Source organism: Streptomyces nodosus, assembly GCF_008704995.1.
Classification (GTDB): Bacteria; Actinomycetota; Actinomycetes; order Streptomycetales; family Streptomycetaceae; genus Streptomyces; species Streptomyces nodosus.
On record NZ_CP023747.1, the window covers coordinates 334174 to 351177 of the forward strand.

Consider the following 17004-nt stretch of genomic DNA (forward strand, 5'->3'; position numbering starts at 1 on the left):
GCCGGGGTCCTCCGCTGGCTCAGGCCCTGGAAAGGCTTCGCTCGGCCGTCAGGCGGTGAAGCCGCCGTCGATGTTCAGGCTGGAGCCGGTGATGTAGTCGGCGTCAGGTCCAGCAAGATACGAGACGAAAGCACCGATCTCGGCAGCGGTGCCGTAGCGGTCGGCCGCCATGACACCGAGCATGGCCTGGGCGGCGGGTCCGTCGGCGGGGTTGGCGTCGGTGTCGATCGGTCCGGGCTGGATGTTGTTGATGGTGATGTGGCGCGGTGCCAGTTCACGCGCGAGGCCCCGGGTGAGGCTCGCCAGCGCGCCCTTTGTCAGTGCGTAGATCGACTGGTCGGGGAACGGCGTACGGTCGGCGTTGATGCTGCCGATGTTGATGATCCGCCCGCCTGTGTCCATGTGAGCCAGCGACTGTCGGATCGCGACGACAGTGGACCGCACGTTGATCGTGAGCATGGCATCGATCTCGTCCATCTTCAGGTCGGTGATCGGTGCGAAGGACGCCACTGCGACGTTGTTCACGAGAATGTCCAGGCCGCCGAACCGCTCGACGGTCCGCGCGACGGCGGTTTCGACGTCCTCCTCGTGCATGCTGTCGGCGTGGATCGGGAACACGGCGCCTCCCGATGCGACGGCCGCGGCCGCCACGGCGTCGGCGCGCTCGGCGGACCGGGCGTAGGTGAACGCCACTGCCGCGCCGTCGGCTGCCAGGCGGGCGACGATGCCGGCGCCGACTCCCCGGGATCCTCCGGTCACCAGCGCGGTCTTGCCCTCAAGCGGTCGTGCGGTCATGGGTCTTCCTCTTCGTGTTGTGGAGTTGAGTCGGGACACCCGTGATCACGGGCGCGCGTGGGAAATGAAACGGGCGTCGCGCAGGTTGCGGGCCAGTTCGGCACGCGTTTGGCGGTCGTGGTGGTTCCAGGCGGGTTGGCCCGGTGCGGTGCGCCAGGACTCGCTCAGCGGACTGTTGTCCACGGTGTCGAAGCCGAACTGGTCGTAGAGCCGGGTCACCAGCGCGACGGCGTCGGGAAAGTCGCTGGAGACCGAGAGCGCCAGACGGCCGGGATCACCGGTCGGCCGCCCGGTGGTGAGCAGGACCGGCGCCTGGATGTGGGTGAAGGCTTTAGCGACCCTGGACCTCGGCAGCTGTTCCTGGCGGAGCTCGTGCTCGGTCTTCTCGCCTGAGTCGATCACCGGGATACGGCCGTCGCGCCACGCCATGTAGTTGTTCGTATCCAGAACGACCTTGTCGGCCAGTTCCTCGACCGGTAGCTGGTCTGCGGCGGTGAGAGGCATCGCCACGACGGCGAAGTCGCCGGCAGCAGCCGCGTCCGCTGCCCATGCGGCGGACGCTCCCGGTCCGAGCCGCGCGATGAGGGGAGCCAGGGTCTCCGGTGCCCGGGAGTTCGCCAGGACCACCTCGTATCCGTTCGCCAGGGCCGCCCGAGCAATCTGGCTGCCGACCTCTCCCGCCCCGATGATTCCGATCGTGGCCACGGCCTCCACCCTCCTTTTGTACCGTTCGGTTGGGCCACCGTAACAGGTTTTGTACCGATCGGTTGGCTGGGTGTTCCGGAAACTGTACCGATCGGTAGAATGGTGGAATGACGACAGACACGCCGAGCACGGGCCGACCACGCGGCTTCGACGAGGAAACGGTCCTCGACCGCGCTGTCGAGGTCTTCTGGAAGCAGGGCTACGAGGGGACGTCGATGAGCGACCTCACCAGCGCCATGGGCATCAACCGGCCCAGCCTCTACGCCGCTTTCGGCAGCAAGGAACAGCTCTTCCAGCGTGCCTTCGACCGCTACCGCAAGACCAAGGTGGCCTATGTCGCCGACACCTTCGAGCAACCGACCGCGTACGCAGTCATCGAAAGTTTCCTGCGTAGCAGCGCCGACGCCCTCACGGCCGGCGACCACCCCCGCGGCTGCCTCTCCGTTCAGGGCGGCCTGGCCTGCTCACCGCAGAACGCCGGTGTCCCCGAAACCCTCGCTGCCGGCCGGGCCGCTACGGAGTGCTCGCTCGCACAGCGGCTGGCTCGAGCCATTCAGGACGGTGATCTTCGAGCAGAGGCGGACGCCCGAGCGCTGGCGAGGTTCGTGATGGTCCTCACCGAGGGCTTCGCGGTCCACGCCGCGGCCGGTGCCGAACGCGACGACCTCCACGCCTCGATCGACGTCGCGCTGCGGTCCGTCACGGCGTTCTGCAACTGACGTACCAGCCGGGGCTGACCAGCACCGGTGAACTGCCCCGGGTTCGGTAAAGATCTCAGATTGTGGTTGTGACCTGGGGTTTCGTGAGTTCGGTGTAGTAGCTGGTTTCGTATTCGACGGGTGGGACGTGCCCTATCTCACCGTGGAGCCGCCGGTGGTTGTACCAGTCGACCCACTCGGCGGTGGCCAGCTCGGCCTGGGAGAGCGTCTTCCAGGACCGCCGGGGCTTAAATCAGCTCGGTTTTCCGCGGCACGTTCGCCAACATCCGGCTGCGCAACCTGGTCGCCCCGGCACCGAGGGCGGCGTCACCCGCCACCTGCCCGACGGGGAGCAGACCACGATCTTCGACGCCGCCATGCGCTACGCCGACGAGCGCGTCCCGCTGTTGGTGATCGCCGGGAAGGAGTACGGCTCGGGCTCCTCGCGCGACTGGGCCGCCAAGGGCACCGCCCTGCTGGGCGTGAAGGCTGTACTCGCCGAGTCCTACGAGCGCATCCGCCGCTCCAACCTCATCGGCCTGGGTGTCCTGCCCCTGCAATTCCAGCCGGGCCAGACCCGCGAATCCCTCGGTCTGACCGGCAAGGAGATCTACACCGTCCGCGGCCTGACAGGCACCGAGGCCGAGGGACTGCCGCGCGAGGTCACCGTCATCGCCGACGGCCCCGCCGGCACCATCCGGTTCACCGCGCGGGTACGCATCGACATCCCCACCGAGGCCGACTACTACTGCCACGGCGGCATCCTGCCCTACGCCCTGCGCACCCTGCTGCCATCCTGACCGCCACCCCGTCAGGACGACCGCCCGCGATGCCCGGCACGCCAGAAGGCAGGATTCATGTCTCACCGTGCCAGGCCGCTGATGGGGTGCGCAGGGCGAGCAGGGCGACGTCGTCGTCGAACACCTGGCGGCTCCGGCTGATCAAGGTGTCGCACAGTTCCTCCAGCGGGGCTGTGGCCAGGCGGGCGGCCTGCTCGGCCACAGGAACGACGACCGTCCCCGGGGTCGTACGACATGGGTACCGGGGTGATGTAGGCGACGAGCAGCGGCCGTCCGGTCCGGCGGGCCAGTCCGGTCGCCCACGCCGGCGCGCGGCTGCTCACCGTGGATCCGTCGTAACCCGCCACCACCGGATGCGCCGGAGCGGCGGGTGCTCGGGGGGCCTGCTCACCTTCATCGCTCACGGCTGCGTTCACATACTCGATGGCGGCACACCCGGCAGCACGGGGTGGCGACCCGGGAACTGGGCCAGACCGCAGGCTGGGGCTGGATGGCCTCGACCGGCGCGGGCGAGGCGTGGGCGGCCCTGGCGGTATGGGCAGCGGTCTTCGCCGGGATGCTCGCCGTACCGGCCGGCGCCCTCCGGCACTCCCGGCGGCCGGGAGCAAAGTGACGGGATGTACGTAAGGCTGCTTGTGCGATTGGCCGGTTGCCGTTCGGGGAGTAGGCCCCAAGACCGACCGTGTCCGGATCCCGACGCCGACCCCGTACCGCGCCGTCCGCAGCGGGGCGGAGAGCCCGTGGGTGTGTGGGCGGACGGAGAGGGGGTGACCCGGTGGTCACGGCAGCGACGGTACGACTCACTGGCCCGTCCCCTGCGCACCGTCCCGACGCCTGGCCTGCACACGGGCCGCCGTGCTTCACCCCTTCAATCGTCCGCTCTGCCATGTATATCGACTGACGGTGTGTCGGACCTGTTCGGTTCGGCCATCCGAAGAGCATGGTGGTGACCACCCCTGCGGCCGGTCACGCGAGGCAAGGGTACGGGTAGGCAACTGCAGCGTCCGAGGAGGCGTGGTGTGAGCACCGACCGGGCCGATGCGGCGGCCGAGCGGCTGATGCGTACGGCGCAGTACTTCTTCCCCGGCACCCAGTCACCCGACCGGCGGATGCTGTATCGCGAGGGCGGCCGGGCGGCGGAGGAGTTCTACCGGGAGCGGTGGCGCCATGACCGGGAGGTGCGCTCCACGCACGGGGTGAACTGCACGGGGTCGTGCTCGTGGCGGGTGTTCGTCAAGGACGGGTTGATCACCTGGGAGATGCAGGCGACCGACTACCCCTCCGTGGGACCCGACTCCCCGGAGTACGAGCCGCGGGGCTGCCCGCGTGGGGCGTCGTTCTCCTGGTACACCTACTCGCCCACCCGGATCCGATACCCGTACGTGCGTGGCCCGCTGCTTGAGCTGTGGCGGCAGGCGAAGGCACGGCACGCGGATCCGGTCGAGGCGTGGGAGTGGCTGACCGCGGGCCCGGAGCGGCGCGCCGCCTACAAGCGGGCCCGCGGCAAGGGCGGCTTCGTGCGCTGCGACTGGCGCGAGGTGACGGAACTGGTGGCTGCGGCACAGGTTCACACCGTGAAGCAGTACGGCCCGGACCGCATCGTGGGGTTCTCCCCGATTCCGGCGATGTCCATGGCGTCCTACGCGGCGGGCACCCGCTACCTGTCGATGATCGGCGGCACGATCTCCTCGTTCTACGACTGGTACGCCGACCTGCCGATGGCCTCGCCGCAGGTGTTCGGTGACCAGACGGACGTGCCGGAGTCCGGCGACTGGTGGAACGCCGGCTACCTGATCGTGTGGGGCACCAATCTGCCGATCACCCGCACCCCGGACGCGCACTTCATGACCGAGGCCCGCTACAGGGGGCAGAAGGTCGTGGTGGTCTCCCCGGACTACGGTGACCACACCAAGTTCGCCGACGACTGGCTCGCGGCCGCTCCGGGCACGGACGGCGCGTTGGCGATGGCCATGGGGCACGTCATCCTGACCGAGTTCTACCGCGACCGCCGAGTGCCGTACTTCACCGAGTACGCGAAGACGTACACGGACCTGCCGTTCCTGGTGCGGCTGCGCGAGCGCGACGGCGGCGGGTACGTGCCGGACAAGTTCCTCACCGCCGCCGACCTGCCCGGCCGGGACGACGGGGAGGAGGCCGCCGAGTTCAAAACGGTGCTGCTGGACGGGCGCACCGGGGAGCCAGTGGTGCCGAACGGGTCGTTGGGCTTTCGCTGGTCCGAGTCGAACCAGGGTCACTGGAACCTGCGACTGGACGGCGCCGACCCGCTGCTGTCCTTGAACGGGCGGTCGGAGGGCGAGGCGGTGGCCGTCGACCTGCCGCGCTTCGACGCGGGGCCCGGCGAGTCCGGCGCCGTGCTGCGGCGCGGTGTGCCGGCGATGCGGGTCGGCGGGCACCTGGTGACCACGGTCTTCGACCTGGTGATGGCCCAGTACGGCGTGGCCCGCGAGGGCCTGCCCGGCCATTGGCCGGCCGGTTACGACGACGCGGACAGCCCCTGCACCCCGGCCTGGCAGGAGACGATCACCTCGGTCCCGGCGAAGGCGGCTGCCCGGGTGGCGCGGGAGTTCGCCCGTAACGCCGAACGCACCGGCGGCCGTTCGATGATCGCGATGGGAGCGGGCACCAACCACTGGTTCCACTCCGACCAGATCTACCGCGCGTTCCTGTCGCTGGTGATGCTCACCGGCAGCCAGGGCGTCAACGGCGGCGGCTGGGCGCACTACGTCGGCCAGGAGAAAGTACGCCCGTTCACGGGCTGGTTCCACCTCGCATTCGGCCTGGACTGGCAGCGCCCCACTCGGCACATGGTGGGCACACCGCTGTTCTGGCTGGCCACCGACCAGTGGCGCTACGAGGCGTTCCCCGCCGACACGCTGGCCAGCCCCCTCGGGCAGGGCCAACTGACGGGACGTACCCTGCCAGACTGCAACGCGCTGGCCGCCCGGCTGGGCTGGATGCCCTCCCACCCCGCCTTCGACCGCAACCCCCTCGACATCTGCGACGAGGCCGAACGGGCCGGCAAAAACGTACCGGAGTACATCGTCGAGGAGCTGAAGGCCGGCAGGCTGCGGTTCGCCGCCGAGGACCCGGGCGATCCGGCCAACTTCCCCCGGGTGCTGCTCATCTGGCGGGCGAACCTGTTCGCATCGTCGATGAAGGGCCACGAGTACATGCTGCGGCATCTGCTCGGCACCGACGACGCCGTCACCGCGGCCGAGACCCCGCCGGAGGTGCGGCCCAGGGACGTCACCTGGCGGGAGCAGGCCCCGGTCGGCAAGCTCGACCTGTCGGTGGCCGTCGACTTCCGCATGACCAGCACCTGCCTGTTCTCCGACGTGGTGCTGCCCGCCGCGACCTGGTACGAGAAGTACGACCTGTCCTCCACCGACATGCACCCCTTCGTGCACGCCTTCAGCCCGGCGATCGCACCCCCGTGGCAGACCCGCACCGACTTCGACATCTTCCACACCATCGCCGCGGAGTTCTCCAAGCTCGCCGCCGTCCATCTGGGTGTGCGGCGGGACGTGATCGCCGCGCCGCTGGCCCACGACACGGCGGACGAGTTGGCGCAGCCGCACGGGCGGGTGCGCGACTGGAAGGCCGGCGAGTGCGAGCCGGTACCGGGCAGGACGATGCCGAAGCTGATCGTGGTGAAGCGCGACTACACGGCGGTGGCCGAGAAGATGGCCGCCGTCGGGCCGCTGCTGGACAGTCTGGGCACCACCACCAAGGGCCTGACCTGGAAGCCCGAGCACGAGATCGACTACCTGCGCTCACGCAACGGCACCGTGCGGGGCGGCGTCGCCGAGGGGCGTCCCTCAATCGCTCGCGACGACCAGTTCTGCGAGGCGATCCTGGCTCTGTCCGGAACCACGAACGGCCGCTTGGCCGTTCAGTCGTTGCGCGCGCTGGAGGAGCGCACCGGCGTGGACCTGACCGACCTGGCCGAGGAACGCTCCGGCGACCGGATCACCTTCGAGGACACCTGTACCCAGCCGCGTGCGGTGATCACCTCGGCGGAGTGGTCCGGCACCGAGTCCGGCGGCCGCCGCTACTCGCCGTTCACCGTCAACGTCGAGCGCCTCAAGCCCTGGCACACCCTGACCGGCCGGCAGCACTTCTTTCTCGACCACGATTGGATGGCCGAGTTCGGCGAACAACTGCCCGTCTACCGGCCACCGTTGACCATGCTGGCCCATTTCGGCGACCCGACCCGCTCACCGGACGGTCACCCGGAACTCGTGGTGCGCTACCTGACTCCGCACTCGAAGTGGTCGATCCACTCCGAGTACCAGGAGAACCTGCACATGCTCACCCTCTTCCGCGGCGGGCCGGTGATCTGGATGAGCCCACTGGACGCGGAGAAGATCGGCGTAGCCGACAACGACTGGATCGAGGCGTACAACCGCAACGGGGTCGTGGCCTGCCGCGCGGTGGTCACCCACCGCATGCCCGAGGGCACGGTGTACATGTACCACACCATGGACCGGCACCTGAACGTGCCGAAGACGGAGAGCTCCGGCCTGCACGGCGGCGGCGACAACTCCCTCACCCGCCTGCTGATCAAACCCACCCATCTGATCGGTGGCTACGCGCAGTTCTCCTACGGCTTCAACTACATCGGCCCCACCGGCAACCAAAGGGACGAGATCACCGTCATCCGGCGGCGCAGCCAGGAGGTGGACTTCTGATGAGGGTCATGGCGCAGGTGGCGATGGTGATGAACCTCGACAAGTGCATCGGCTGCCACACCTGCTCGGTCACCTGCAAGCAGACCTGGACCAACCGGCCCGGATCGGAGTACGTCTGGTTCAACAACGTCGAGACCAAACCGGGCGCCGGCTACCCGCGCCGGTATGAGGACCAGGAGAAGTGGAAGGGCGGCTGGACCCTGAACCGCCGCGGCAAGCTGAAACTCAAGGCCGGCGGCCGGCTGCGCAAACTGGCCACCATCTTCTACAACCCCGAACTCCCCTCGCTCGACGACTTCTACGAACCGTGGACCTACGACTACCAGAGCCTGACCACCGCCCCGCTGTCCGACAGGTTCACCAGCACCCGCCCCAAATCCCAGCTCACCGGCCGCGATATGCGCCCCGCGCACGGCCCGAACTGGGACGACGACCTCGCCGGAGCCGCCGAGTACGCAGGCGCCGACGCGAACCTGAAAGGCATGGCAGAACGGGTGCGCATGGAGTTCGAGCACGCGTTCATGTTCTACCTCCCGCGGATCTGCGAGCACTGCCTCAACCCCTCCTGCGTCGCCTCCTGCCCCTCGGGGGCAATGTACAAGCGCGAGGAGGACGGCATCGTCCTGGTCGACCAGGACCGCTGCCGCGGCTGGCGGTTCTGCGTCTCCGGATGCCCGTATAAGAAGGTGTACTTCAACCACCGCACCGGCAAGGCCGAGAAGTGCACCTTCTGCTACCCGCGCATCGAAGCCGGTCAGCCCACCATCTGCTCCGAGACCTGCGTGGGCCGGCTGCGCCACCTCGGCGTGATGCTGTACGACGCCGACGCCGTCCTCCAGGCCGCCTCCGTCAAGGACGACAAGGACCTGTACGAGGCGCAACTGTCGGTCTTCCTCGACCCGCACGACCCGGACGTGGTCGCTGCGGCCGAGCGTGACGGCATCGCCCACGACTGGATCGAGGCCGCCCGACGTTCCCCGGTGTACGCGCTGATCAAGAAGCACCGGGTGGCGCTGCCGCTGCACCCGGAGTACCGGACCATGCCCATGGTCTGGTACGTCCCGCCCCTGTCCCCGGTCACGGACGCCATGCACGCCACCGGCTACCACGACGACGACCCCGACCGTGTGTTCGCCGCCATCGACGCCCTGCGCATCCCCATGGAGTACCTGGCCAACCTCTTCACCGCCGGTGACACCACCGTGGTGGAGGGCGTCCTGCGCAAACTGACCGCGATGCGCGCCCACATGCGTGCCCAGCAGCTCGGCGACCCGCCCGACCAGGACCTCCTCGGCCAGGTCGGCGCAAACGCCCAGGACATCGAGGACCTGTACCGGCTGCTGGCCATCGCCAAGTACGACGACCGCTACGTCATCCCCCGGGTGCACGCCGAGGGCTCCGGCGCCCTCATGGCCCAGCACTGCTCCCTCGACCACCCCGGCGGCGTGTCTGACCTCGCCGCCCACGACGAAGACCAGCTCACCCCCGCCCCGCCACCCCTGCCCGGCCTGAACCCGTCAGGCGGCGGCAGCCAGTTCCGCGACAGCGACGGAAAGGTCCGCTTCAACCTCCTCGGCTGGAACGGCACCGGCCCCGCCCCCGGCATCTTCGGCGACGGGAGCAGCCAGTGATCCCCCGCCGCCGCGCCCGCCACCCGTCAGCCGACACGCCGCTGGTGCACCGCATCGCCTCGGTCCTCCTGCGCTACCCGGACGACACGATGCTCGCCTGCCTCGAGGACATCACCACCGCACTCCCCGCAATCGCCGACCCGGCCGACCGCACCCGGCTCGCCGCCGCCTGCGACCACCTGCTGCGCCTGCCCCCCACCGAGACCGCCCAGCAGTACGTCGACACCTTCGACCACACCCGCCGCCGCAGCCTGCACCTGACCTACTACCGGCACGGCGACACCCGCGCCCGCGGCATGGCCCTGCTCGCCCTCAAACACACCTACCGCCAGGCCGGACACGAACCGCCCGAGGCGGAGCTGCCGGACTTCCTGCCGCTGATCCTGGAGTTCGCCGCCCTCGCCCCCGAACCCGGCCACCGCATCCTGCTGCAATGCCGGGCCGGACTCGAACTCCTCCGGCAGGCGCTTCACAAGCACTCCACCCCCTACGCCGCCGTCCTCGACACCCTCTGCGGCCGGCTGCCCCAACCAGCCCGCCACGAGCGCGACACGTGGCGACGGCTGGCCGCCGAAGGACCACCGGGCGAACACGTCGGCCTGGAGCCCTTCGGCCCACCGGAGCAGACCGGACTGGACCCGATCGCCCCGCCCGGACGCCCGACACCATCCGCCTACCCGACGCACCGAGCGTTCCTGAGCGCAAAGGAGGGCCGGTGAGTTCCTGGGACCTGTGGTGGTGGGTCATCCTGCCCTACCTCGCCCTTGTCACCTTCGTCGTCGGCCACGTCTGGCGCTGGCGCTACGACCGGTTCGGCTGGACCAGCCGCTCCACCCAACTCCAGGAGCGCCGCCTGCTGAAATGGGGCGGGCCGCTCTTCCACTACGGCACCTTCGCGGCCATCGCCGGCCACATCATGGGCATCCTCATCCCCGAATCGTTCACCCGGTGGCTCGGCATCCCCGAGGGCGCCTACCGCTGGTTCTCCTCCATCGGCGGCACCATCGCCGCACTCGCCGTCATCTTCGGCGTGGTGATCCTCGCCTTCCGCCGGACCACCGTGCCCAAGGTCCGTGCCACCACCAGCCCCGTCGACTGGGTGGCCCTCCTCCTGCTCGCCGTCGTCATCGTGCTCGGCATCATCCCCACCATGGGCATCAACCTCCTCGGTGCCGGCTACGACTACCGTCAGAGCGTGGCGTTGTGGTTCCGCGGCCTGTTCGCCGGCAACCCGGACGTGGCCGCGATCTCCCACGCTCCGCTGATCTACCAGGTCCATGCCACCGCCGCGTGGGCCATTCTCGCGGTGTGGCCCTTCACTCGGCTGGTCCACGCCTGGAGCGTCCCGCTGTGGTACTTGTGGCGGCCGTTCATTCTCTACCGCTCCCGCACCGCCGCCCATCCCACCGAACCGGGCACCAGCGGGCGCCGCTGGCGCCGCATCGGCGTCCGCTACTGACCCGAGCTAGTCAAGCTCTCCGACAGAGAAACGGTAACCGCGCCATGCAGAAGCTCTCCCTCGACGCGAAGGCCCGCGAGCACCTGGAACGGGCCGCGGCTTCGTCCACCGGCCGCAGCGCCGAGACCCTCTACGGCGGCCACGAGCACACCCTGCGCCAGACACTCATCGCCCTGACCGCCGGCACCACCCTGGCCGAACACGAAAACCCCGGTGAGGCCACCGTCCTCGTACTGCATGGCCGGGTACGGCTGCACAGCGGCGACGATGTGTGGGAGGGCATGGCAGGTGACCTGCTCCTGGTACCGCCCGCCCGCCACAGCCTTCAGGCCCTCGAAGACGCCGCGGCACTACTGACCGTCGCCAAGTCCGCCTGACCTCGGCATATCCCGACGGGGCCGGCTTCGGGAACCTGGCGTCGAGGCCGGAACTGCTGGCCGCAGGTGAGCGAAGGTCTCGGATACAACTCAGATCGGCGATCCAAGATCACCGATCAGGACCGTGAAGCGGGCGGCCCCTGCGTGACCTTCCAGAGCACAGACGCGTTGAATCCGGCGACACGTGCACCGAGCGGCAGCGCCAGCTCATTGTCCCAGGCAGTGACCCCGACCACGCTGTCAGTGACGTCCACGGGGCACGGATGCCCCGACAACGGCATGCCACGCCATGCGGCACCCAAAAGAGAGTGAGTCGTGGCTTCCAGGCCCATTCCGCGAAGGCCGGCCTCCCTGTACTGCTCGTAGAGACCCGGCCCGGCAGGCGGGCTACCGCGCCAGCAGGCTGATCCCCAGCGCCGTCAGGGCGATGACCTTGGCGATCTCCAAGGCCACGTAGTAGACGTGCCCACGCGAGCGGGGCAGCTCCTCTCCGGCAAGAACCCGGTCCGACCGGCGGTTCAACCGAGGGCGAACCACGCCCAGTTGTACGGCGAGCAGCACCGCCACGGCGACGGTGAGCACCACGACGGCCGCCGAAGGGGAGCCGCCGACGGCCACCGACGCGACGACGGCGGCGGCCAGGACGGCCTCGACGAGATTCAGCGCACGGAAGACCATCCGGCCGATGCCCAGTCCGATGGGGATGGTCACCCCGGGCGCGCGGAACTTCAGCGGCGCTTCCAGGAAGGAGATCGCCAGCACCATTCCGAGCCAGAGGAAGACGACCGCGCCCGCGATCGCGGCCGACGTGGTGTTCATCGATGCGTTGCCTCTCTGCCGCGCCAAGGGACGGCTGTCGGGTGGGGTGGATCACGCCGGCGGCCAGGACGCGAGGCGGTCCGCGAACTCCGGGGGCGATGCCACGACCATGAGCGAGGCTGACTGGTCACCGGGGTTGGTCAGGCTGACACGCTCGCCGCGGGCGATGTGGGCAGCGGCCGTACCGGCCGTCAGCGTCCGAGCCTGACCGTTGTGGTGCAGCTCGACGGATCCGGACAGCGGAATGAGGACGATCTGCGAGGCGCCGTGGTCGTGTTCGGGCATGGCGGCGCCCGCGGGCAGTTCCACGTGGAGGACGGCGACCTGGTCGGAGGTTTCCGCGGTGGTGAGCAGGGCCGCGGTCGGGCCGCCGGGCACGGGCGCGCGGCGGCGGGGGGAGGTGGCGATCTCGGCGATGTGCATGATGTTCCTTCCTCGCTATGCGGTCATGAGGCGTGGGGCAGGCCCGGGCCGATCGGTTTCGACACGCTCCGGCGAGCCGGACGGGTACCGGGCCCGGTGCACGGCCGTGGCGGCTTCCGGGGCCGTCACCGACCCTGTGGCGGAAGAGCGACGATGAGCGGGTGGTCACGCTCGATCAATCCCAGCTTGGCGGCGCCGCCGGGCGATCCGAGCGCGTCGAAGAACTCGGCGTTCACCCGGGTGTACTGCGACCACTGGGCCGGTACGTCCTCCTCGTAGAAGATCGCCTCGACCGGGCAGACCGGCTCGCACGCACCGCAGTCCACGCATTCGTCCGGATGGATGTACAGCGACCGCTGCCCCTCGTAGATGCAGTCCACCGGGCATTCCTCGACGCACGCCCTGTCCTTCACATCCACACACGGCTGCGCGATCACGTAGGTCATCGGCGCGCCTCCCCTCTCGTCTCAGAGGTTTCCAGCACCAGGTTTCTACGAATACTACATGTACTAATTGATGGTGCCCGTTCGGGGCGCTGCAGGAGAGGGACCACAGCCGTGACGCCGACGTCTGAGGTCTTCATCCAGGCCGGCGAGAGCGACCCTGCCGTCCAGGCGCGGGTCGTGGTCCGCGCGGCTCACCAGCGGCTGCTCGCCGACCTGCAACCGAAGGTCGCCCTGCTGACCGAACTGGAACTGAGCACGGACGCCCGGGAGACCGCCCTGGCGACGCTGACCGCTTCTGCACCGGCCCGGTACGCCGAAACCTTCGCCGCCACACCGCCCACCGAACGCGCCGGAGTCCTGGTCGGTCCGGCATGTCGAATGCTGCTGGGCGATCACGACACCACGCGAGCGCCGTTCACCTCGGCCTAATTTTTACGAAACCACATGTAATAATCTCGATGCAGGCGCACGCGGCCCCGCGAGAGGAATGAGGATCACGCATGTCACCCGCTGCAGAGGTATTCATCCAGGCAACCGACACCGACCCGGACGTCCGGGCGCGGGCCGTCGTCGAGGAGACCCACCGGCAACTGCTGGAACAGCTGGTCGCGCTGACCGAGCCCCACCAGGAACTCACCACCGCGTTCACCGATCAGCTGCACCGCCTGCTGACAGCCACCGAGCAGACGCTGTACGCCGCCGCGTCCGGGGCGGCCGAAACCAGGCTGCTGGTCCGCGCCCTGCGTGTTACCGCCGAGATCATCGGCCGGCACACGGACTCGCTGACCGCCGTAACCGACAGCACTGAACGTGCGGGAGCAGCACGTACCCTCGCGGGCATGCTCACCGTCCATCTCGGCGTGGAGCGGACTGTGCTGCTGCCCGCCTTGGCGGCGCTGCCGGGAGCCGACGTGTCCGCCCTCGTCGGCGACTTCAGCACCGTCCTGGCGGGTGGCCGGCTGGAAGATCCGGAGATCGTCGACGTCCGCGAGATCCCGCATGGCCAGCGTCACCCGCGCATCTTCACCCGATTCGCCCGCCTCGCGGGCGGGGAGTCCTTCGTCCTGGTCAACAACCACGACCCCAAGCCGCTGCGCCGCGAGTTCGAGGCCACCCACCCCGGCCGCTTCACCTGGGAGTACCTCGAGTCCGGGCCCGAGCAGTGGCAGATCCGCATCACACGGGTGGACGACGATGCCTGAGAGGCGGAGCAGCGGGCAGCCGGAGGAGCCTGCCGTGGCACGCATGCTGTGCGATGTCCAGGCCCTCACCGGCAAATCCCCAGAATCCTCCAGCGTGCTGTGGAAACTGGCCGAGTCCGGACGCCAACTCGATGCCAACCTGATCCGGCTGCTCGCAGGGGACCACATCGCCACCCACGCCGAGCCCGACCTGGACGTCCTGATACTCGTCGTCACCGGCGACGGCGTGATGGACACCCCCGAAGGGGCGCTGCCGCTGACGGCAGGAGTACTCCTGTGGCTGCCGCACGGTTCGACGCGCAGCATCATCGCAGGGCCTGGCGGCTTGGCCTACGTGACGGTGCACCGCCGCCGCCCCGGCATGCAGATCCGCCGCCGCTCCGATCCGACCCCGGCAACGGCCCCACGGCCCATGCCACCAGCACGGCGCACGAGAGAGTGAGCGATGCACGTCACCGACCAGGCGATCGATGAACTCCTGGACCGTCGAGGCAAGGAAACCGTGAGCTTGGCTTGGCTCGCCGACCAGCCGCAGTACTTCGTCGACCTCAACCCGGAATTCGAGATCCCCACCGACCGCCTCGCCACCTGGCTGGCCCGACTCGACGACCCCGACGACGAATGACGAAGCCAGCCAACGGACGCAGGCGACACTTTTCACTCGTTTCTACGACGCACACTGGGTAAAATTGGCGAAATGAGTGAGCAGACGTTGCATGATCCGGCCGGCCCTCCCGCCGTGGGCGAGAGCCGGGCCCATGTACTCGACGTCCTGCGCGCCACGCCCGAAGCCGTGGGCGTACGGGAGATCGCCGAACAGACGGGCCTGCACTCCAACACGGCCCGCTTCCACCTCGACACGCTGGTCAAGGAGGGGCTCGCCGAGCGCAGCACCGAAGGAGGCGGCCGGCCGGGCAGGCCCCGCGCCGTCTACCGCGCCGCCGCTTCCCCGGCGCCGGCAGGCCGGCGCAGCTACCAGCTGCTCGCCCAGATGCTCACCGGCCTCATCACCGAGGCACTGCCTCAGCCGGCACAGGCCGCGGCCACCGCCGGCGAGGCATGGGGCCGCTACCTTGCCGACACCCCCTCTCCGGCCCAGCGCATCGACACCGACGAGGCCATCCGGCGACTGACCCGAGTACTCACGGACGTCGGCTTCGCCCCCGGCTCCGTCCACGACCGACCGGACACAGCCATCCCACTGCGCCACTGCCCGTTCAGGGAAGTCGCCGAGGAACACCGCGACGTGGTGTGCTCCCTGCACCTGGGACTCATGCGAGGCGCCCTGAAGGAAGTGCGCGCTCCCCTGAGCGTGGACCGGCTGGAGCCGTTCGTCGAGCCCTCGCTGTGCCTGGCCCATCTCACACCCGCAGAACAGCAGGCAGACCGCATCGCCTGACCAACCGTTCACCTCGCGGCAGTCCGGCGAACCGGGCCTGGCTGGGGTGGGTTCCCGTATAGAGCTGCCGGAACTCCCGCCAGGCGTCGCGGACATCCGGGCCGATGTCTTCGACCATCCGCGTTCGGCGACGGGCATGCGGTGTTCCACAGGAAGGCGGGGTGCGTGGGCCCAGATGACACGTACGGCGCCCAACAGCTGACGGCGCGCGCTCGTGCTGGCCTGGATGGAGCGGACGTGATCCAGATACAGGTCGAGATCGTGGTCGGTCACATCGGCCAGGCGGTCGATGCCGCGATGCTCCACCGTGAGCCGGCTCAGGGCAGGCGGATAGGGGCTGTCCGATGCTGGACGCCGGGCACCTCGACCACATGCGGGCCTGGTCCGGCGGGCCGCTGTGGGACACGGAGCCGACCGACACCGACGCATACTTCGAAAAAGTCCTGTGAAGCTCGCCAAGCGGAACCCGGCTTGCCGACACACAGGCTCTGACCACGTACTTCCTGTTCCTGGAGCCACGGCACGAGGCAGCGATCCACCGGATGACCGGGCACGTGGCCCAGCGCCCGGTCGACGCGTCCCTTACGCCCTGCCTCACGAACGCGTCAGTCAGGGCATCGGAAGCCACGCGGGGTGGCAATGATCTTTAATGGGCTGCCGGATTGGGGACTGAGGTGGCCCAGCCGCCGTCCACGTTCAGAGTCTGGCCAGTGATGTAGGAACTGCGGGCCGTGCTCAAGAAGAGCACCGCAGCGGCGATGTCTTCAGGTTCACCGATGCGTCCGAGCGGCACCTTGCCGAGATAGCGGTTGAAGGTCGCAGCGTCTGCGGTGACCCAGGAGCCGAGGGTCGTGCGGGTCACACCCGGACACACAGCATTGACTCGCACCTGTTGTGCTCCCCATTCCGCGGCCAGTGCCCGGGTGGCGCCCTCGATCCCCGCACGCAGGGCGCTGTACACACTTGTGCCCGCCATTCCCTGCTGCCCAAGCCCAGATGAGATGTTGACGATGCTTCCTCCGCCGTGTCCGGCCATGTTCATGGCGGCGAGTGCGCTGAGAAAGAGCGGTGCCCGTAGATAGAGGTCCCAACTGGTGTCCGCGTCGGCCAGCGGCACGGTGTGCAGCGGGCCGTGAGCACCGCCGCCGCCGGCGTTGTTCACCAGTACGTCAACCGTCCCGAACACCTCCTCGGCACGGTTCATGACAGTCTGGTGAGCATCGGGGCGAGTGAGATCGACAGCCATGACGACCGGGTCGTTCGGCAACTCGGCAGCCACCCTCGCAAGCGTCTCCTCCGACCGCCCGACCAGCAGGACACGGGCCCCGGCACCGGCCAAGGCTCGACTGATGGCGGCGCCGATACCCCGGCTGGCGCCCGTGACGATGGCGTGCTTGCCACCAAGTTCTGCCACCGATGTGTCTGCGGTCATTGACATCGTGATGCGCCCTTCGCTTCCGGCATCCGAGGCCGTTCGGCCCCTTCGTCAATCTCAGCGGGCCGCCGGCCCGGGAGCAATGACTGCCTGGGCATGCGCT

Annotated in this window: 19 protein-coding genes and 2 pseudogenes; 13 read left to right on the plus strand and 8 right to left on the minus strand. The window is 69.1% G+C overall.

The window, feature by feature from the left end:
* Positions 1-48 precede the first annotated feature (48 nt).
* Both CP978_RS01710 and CP978_RS01715 read right to left on the minus strand, forming a co-directional pair.
* Positions 49-795: an SDR family oxidoreductase gene (locus tag CP978_RS01710; protein ID WP_043436963.1), complete on the minus strand. Its 747-nt coding sequence runs from the start codon at positions 793-795 to the stop codon at positions 49-51.
* Positions 796-840: 45 nt separating this feature from the next.
* On the minus strand, positions 841-1500 hold the full coding sequence (locus CP978_RS01715) for an NADPH-dependent F420 reductase (RefSeq protein WP_043447900.1): 660 nt from the start codon (positions 1498-1500) through the stop codon (positions 841-843).
* Positions 1501-1607: 107 nt separating this feature from the next.
* On the opposite strand from CP978_RS01715, the gene CP978_RS01720 reads away from it, so the two are divergent.
* Positions 1608-2219 carry a TetR/AcrR family transcriptional regulator gene (locus tag CP978_RS01720; RefSeq protein WP_043436965.1) on the plus strand — a complete coding sequence of 204 codons (612 nt, stop codon included), beginning with the start codon at positions 1608-1610 and terminating at the stop codon, positions 2217-2219.
* A gap of 55 nt (positions 2220-2274) precedes the next feature.
* Here the strand turns inward: CP978_RS01720 and CP978_RS01725 are convergent.
* Positions 2275-2433 (minus strand): annotated as a pseudogene (locus CP978_RS01725) (integrase core domain-containing protein); the annotation flags it as partial.
* A 26-nt stretch (positions 2434-2459) separates the two neighbouring features.
* Here CP978_RS01725 and acnA point away from each other — a divergent pair.
* Positions 2460-2998, plus strand: a pseudogene (gene acnA / locus CP978_RS01730) (aconitate hydratase); the annotation flags it as partial.
* Between the two features lie 55 nt (positions 2999-3053).
* Here the strand turns inward: acnA and CP978_RS34735 are convergent.
* Positions 3054-3200 (minus strand): hypothetical protein, encoded by a 147-nt coding sequence (locus CP978_RS34735; protein ID WP_158508307.1) that lies wholly within the window; start codon positions 3198-3200, stop codon positions 3054-3056.
* Positions 3201-3446: 246 nt separating this feature from the next.
* Between CP978_RS34735 and CP978_RS01735 the strand changes: the two genes are divergently transcribed.
* The 6 genes from CP978_RS01735 to CP978_RS01760 all read left to right on the plus strand — a co-directional run bounded on the left by CP978_RS01735 (position 3447) and on the right by CP978_RS01760 (position 11177).
* Complete coding sequence (locus CP978_RS01735; RefSeq protein WP_162484961.1) at positions 3447-3611, plus strand: hypothetical protein; 165 nt, start codon at positions 3447-3449, stop codon at positions 3609-3611.
* A 445-nt stretch (positions 3612-4056) separates the two neighbouring features.
* Complete coding sequence (locus CP978_RS01740; RefSeq protein WP_052454502.1) at positions 4057-7710, plus strand: nitrate reductase subunit alpha; 3654 nt, start codon at positions 4057-4059, stop codon at positions 7708-7710.
* The gene (narH, locus tag CP978_RS01745) at positions 7710-9341 is read left to right on the plus strand and encodes a nitrate reductase subunit beta (RefSeq protein WP_043436972.1); all 1632 of its coding nucleotides are present in this window, start codon (positions 7710-7712) and stop codon (positions 9339-9341) included. The genes CP978_RS01740 and narH overlap by 1 nt, the downstream gene beginning before the upstream one ends.
* A complete protein-coding gene (gene narJ, locus CP978_RS01750; protein WP_052453921.1) occupies positions 9338-10060 on the plus strand; it encodes a nitrate reductase molybdenum cofactor assembly chaperone in 723 nt (240 codons plus the stop codon). The genes narH and narJ overlap by 4 nt, the downstream gene beginning before the upstream one ends.
* Positions 10057-10800, plus strand: a complete 744-nt coding sequence (narI, locus tag CP978_RS01755) for a respiratory nitrate reductase subunit gamma (RefSeq protein WP_043436974.1) — start codon at positions 10057-10059, stop codon at positions 10798-10800. Before narJ ends, narI begins: the two co-directional genes overlap by 4 nt.
* A 44-nt stretch (positions 10801-10844) precedes the next feature.
* Positions 10845-11177 (plus strand): cupin domain-containing protein, encoded by a 333-nt coding sequence (locus CP978_RS01760; protein ID WP_043436976.1) that lies wholly within the window; start codon positions 10845-10847, stop codon positions 11175-11177.
* Between the two features lie 387 nt (positions 11178-11564).
* Here the strand turns inward: CP978_RS01760 and CP978_RS01765 are convergent, their stop codons facing one another.
* The 3 genes from CP978_RS01765 to fdxA all read right to left on the minus strand — a co-directional run bounded on the left by CP978_RS01765 (position 11565) and on the right by fdxA (position 12865).
* Positions 11565-11996 (minus strand): hypothetical protein, encoded by a 432-nt coding sequence (locus tag CP978_RS01765; RefSeq protein ID WP_043436977.1) that lies wholly within the window; start codon positions 11994-11996, stop codon positions 11565-11567.
* Positions 11997-12047: 51 nt separating this feature from the next.
* Positions 12048-12419: a cupin domain-containing protein gene (locus CP978_RS01770; protein WP_043436978.1), complete on the minus strand. Its 372-nt coding sequence runs from the start codon at positions 12417-12419 to the stop codon at positions 12048-12050.
* A gap of 125 nt (positions 12420-12544) precedes the next feature.
* Positions 12545-12865, minus strand: a complete 321-nt coding sequence (fdxA, locus tag CP978_RS01775; RefSeq protein ID WP_043436979.1) for a ferredoxin — start codon at positions 12863-12865, stop codon at positions 12545-12547.
* A gap of 111 nt (positions 12866-12976) precedes the next feature.
* Here fdxA and CP978_RS01780 point away from each other — a divergent pair, with 111 nt between their 5' ends.
* The 5 genes from CP978_RS01780 (at position 12977) to CP978_RS01800 (ending at position 15466) form a co-directional block, all read left to right on the plus strand.
* Positions 12977-13294 (plus strand): hypothetical protein, encoded by a 318-nt coding sequence (locus tag CP978_RS01780; RefSeq protein WP_052453922.1) that lies wholly within the window; start codon positions 12977-12979, stop codon positions 13292-13294.
* A gap of 71 nt (positions 13295-13365) precedes the next feature.
* Positions 13366-14067, plus strand: a complete 702-nt coding sequence (locus CP978_RS01785; RefSeq protein WP_043436981.1) for a DUF2249 domain-containing protein — start codon at positions 13366-13368, stop codon at positions 14065-14067.
* Between the two features lie 43 nt (positions 14068-14110).
* The gene (locus tag CP978_RS01790) at positions 14111-14509 is read left to right on the plus strand and encodes a hypothetical protein (RefSeq protein WP_227745600.1); all 399 of its coding nucleotides are present in this window, start codon (positions 14111-14113) and stop codon (positions 14507-14509) included.
* A gap of 3 nt (positions 14510-14512) precedes the next feature.
* Positions 14513-14692, plus strand: a complete 180-nt coding sequence (locus CP978_RS01795; protein WP_043436985.1) for a DUF6104 family protein — start codon at positions 14513-14515, stop codon at positions 14690-14692.
* Positions 14693-14764: 72 nt separating this feature from the next.
* Positions 14765-15466, plus strand: a complete 702-nt coding sequence (locus CP978_RS01800) for a helix-turn-helix transcriptional regulator (RefSeq protein ID WP_043436988.1) — start codon at positions 14765-14767, stop codon at positions 15464-15466.
* A gap of 646 nt (positions 15467-16112) precedes the next feature.
* On the opposite strand, the gene CP978_RS01810 is transcribed toward CP978_RS01800, so the two are convergent.
* A complete protein-coding gene (locus CP978_RS01810; RefSeq protein WP_158508308.1) occupies positions 16113-16898 on the minus strand; it encodes an SDR family NAD(P)-dependent oxidoreductase in 786 nt (261 codons plus the stop codon).
* Positions 16899-17004 lie beyond the last annotated feature (106 nt).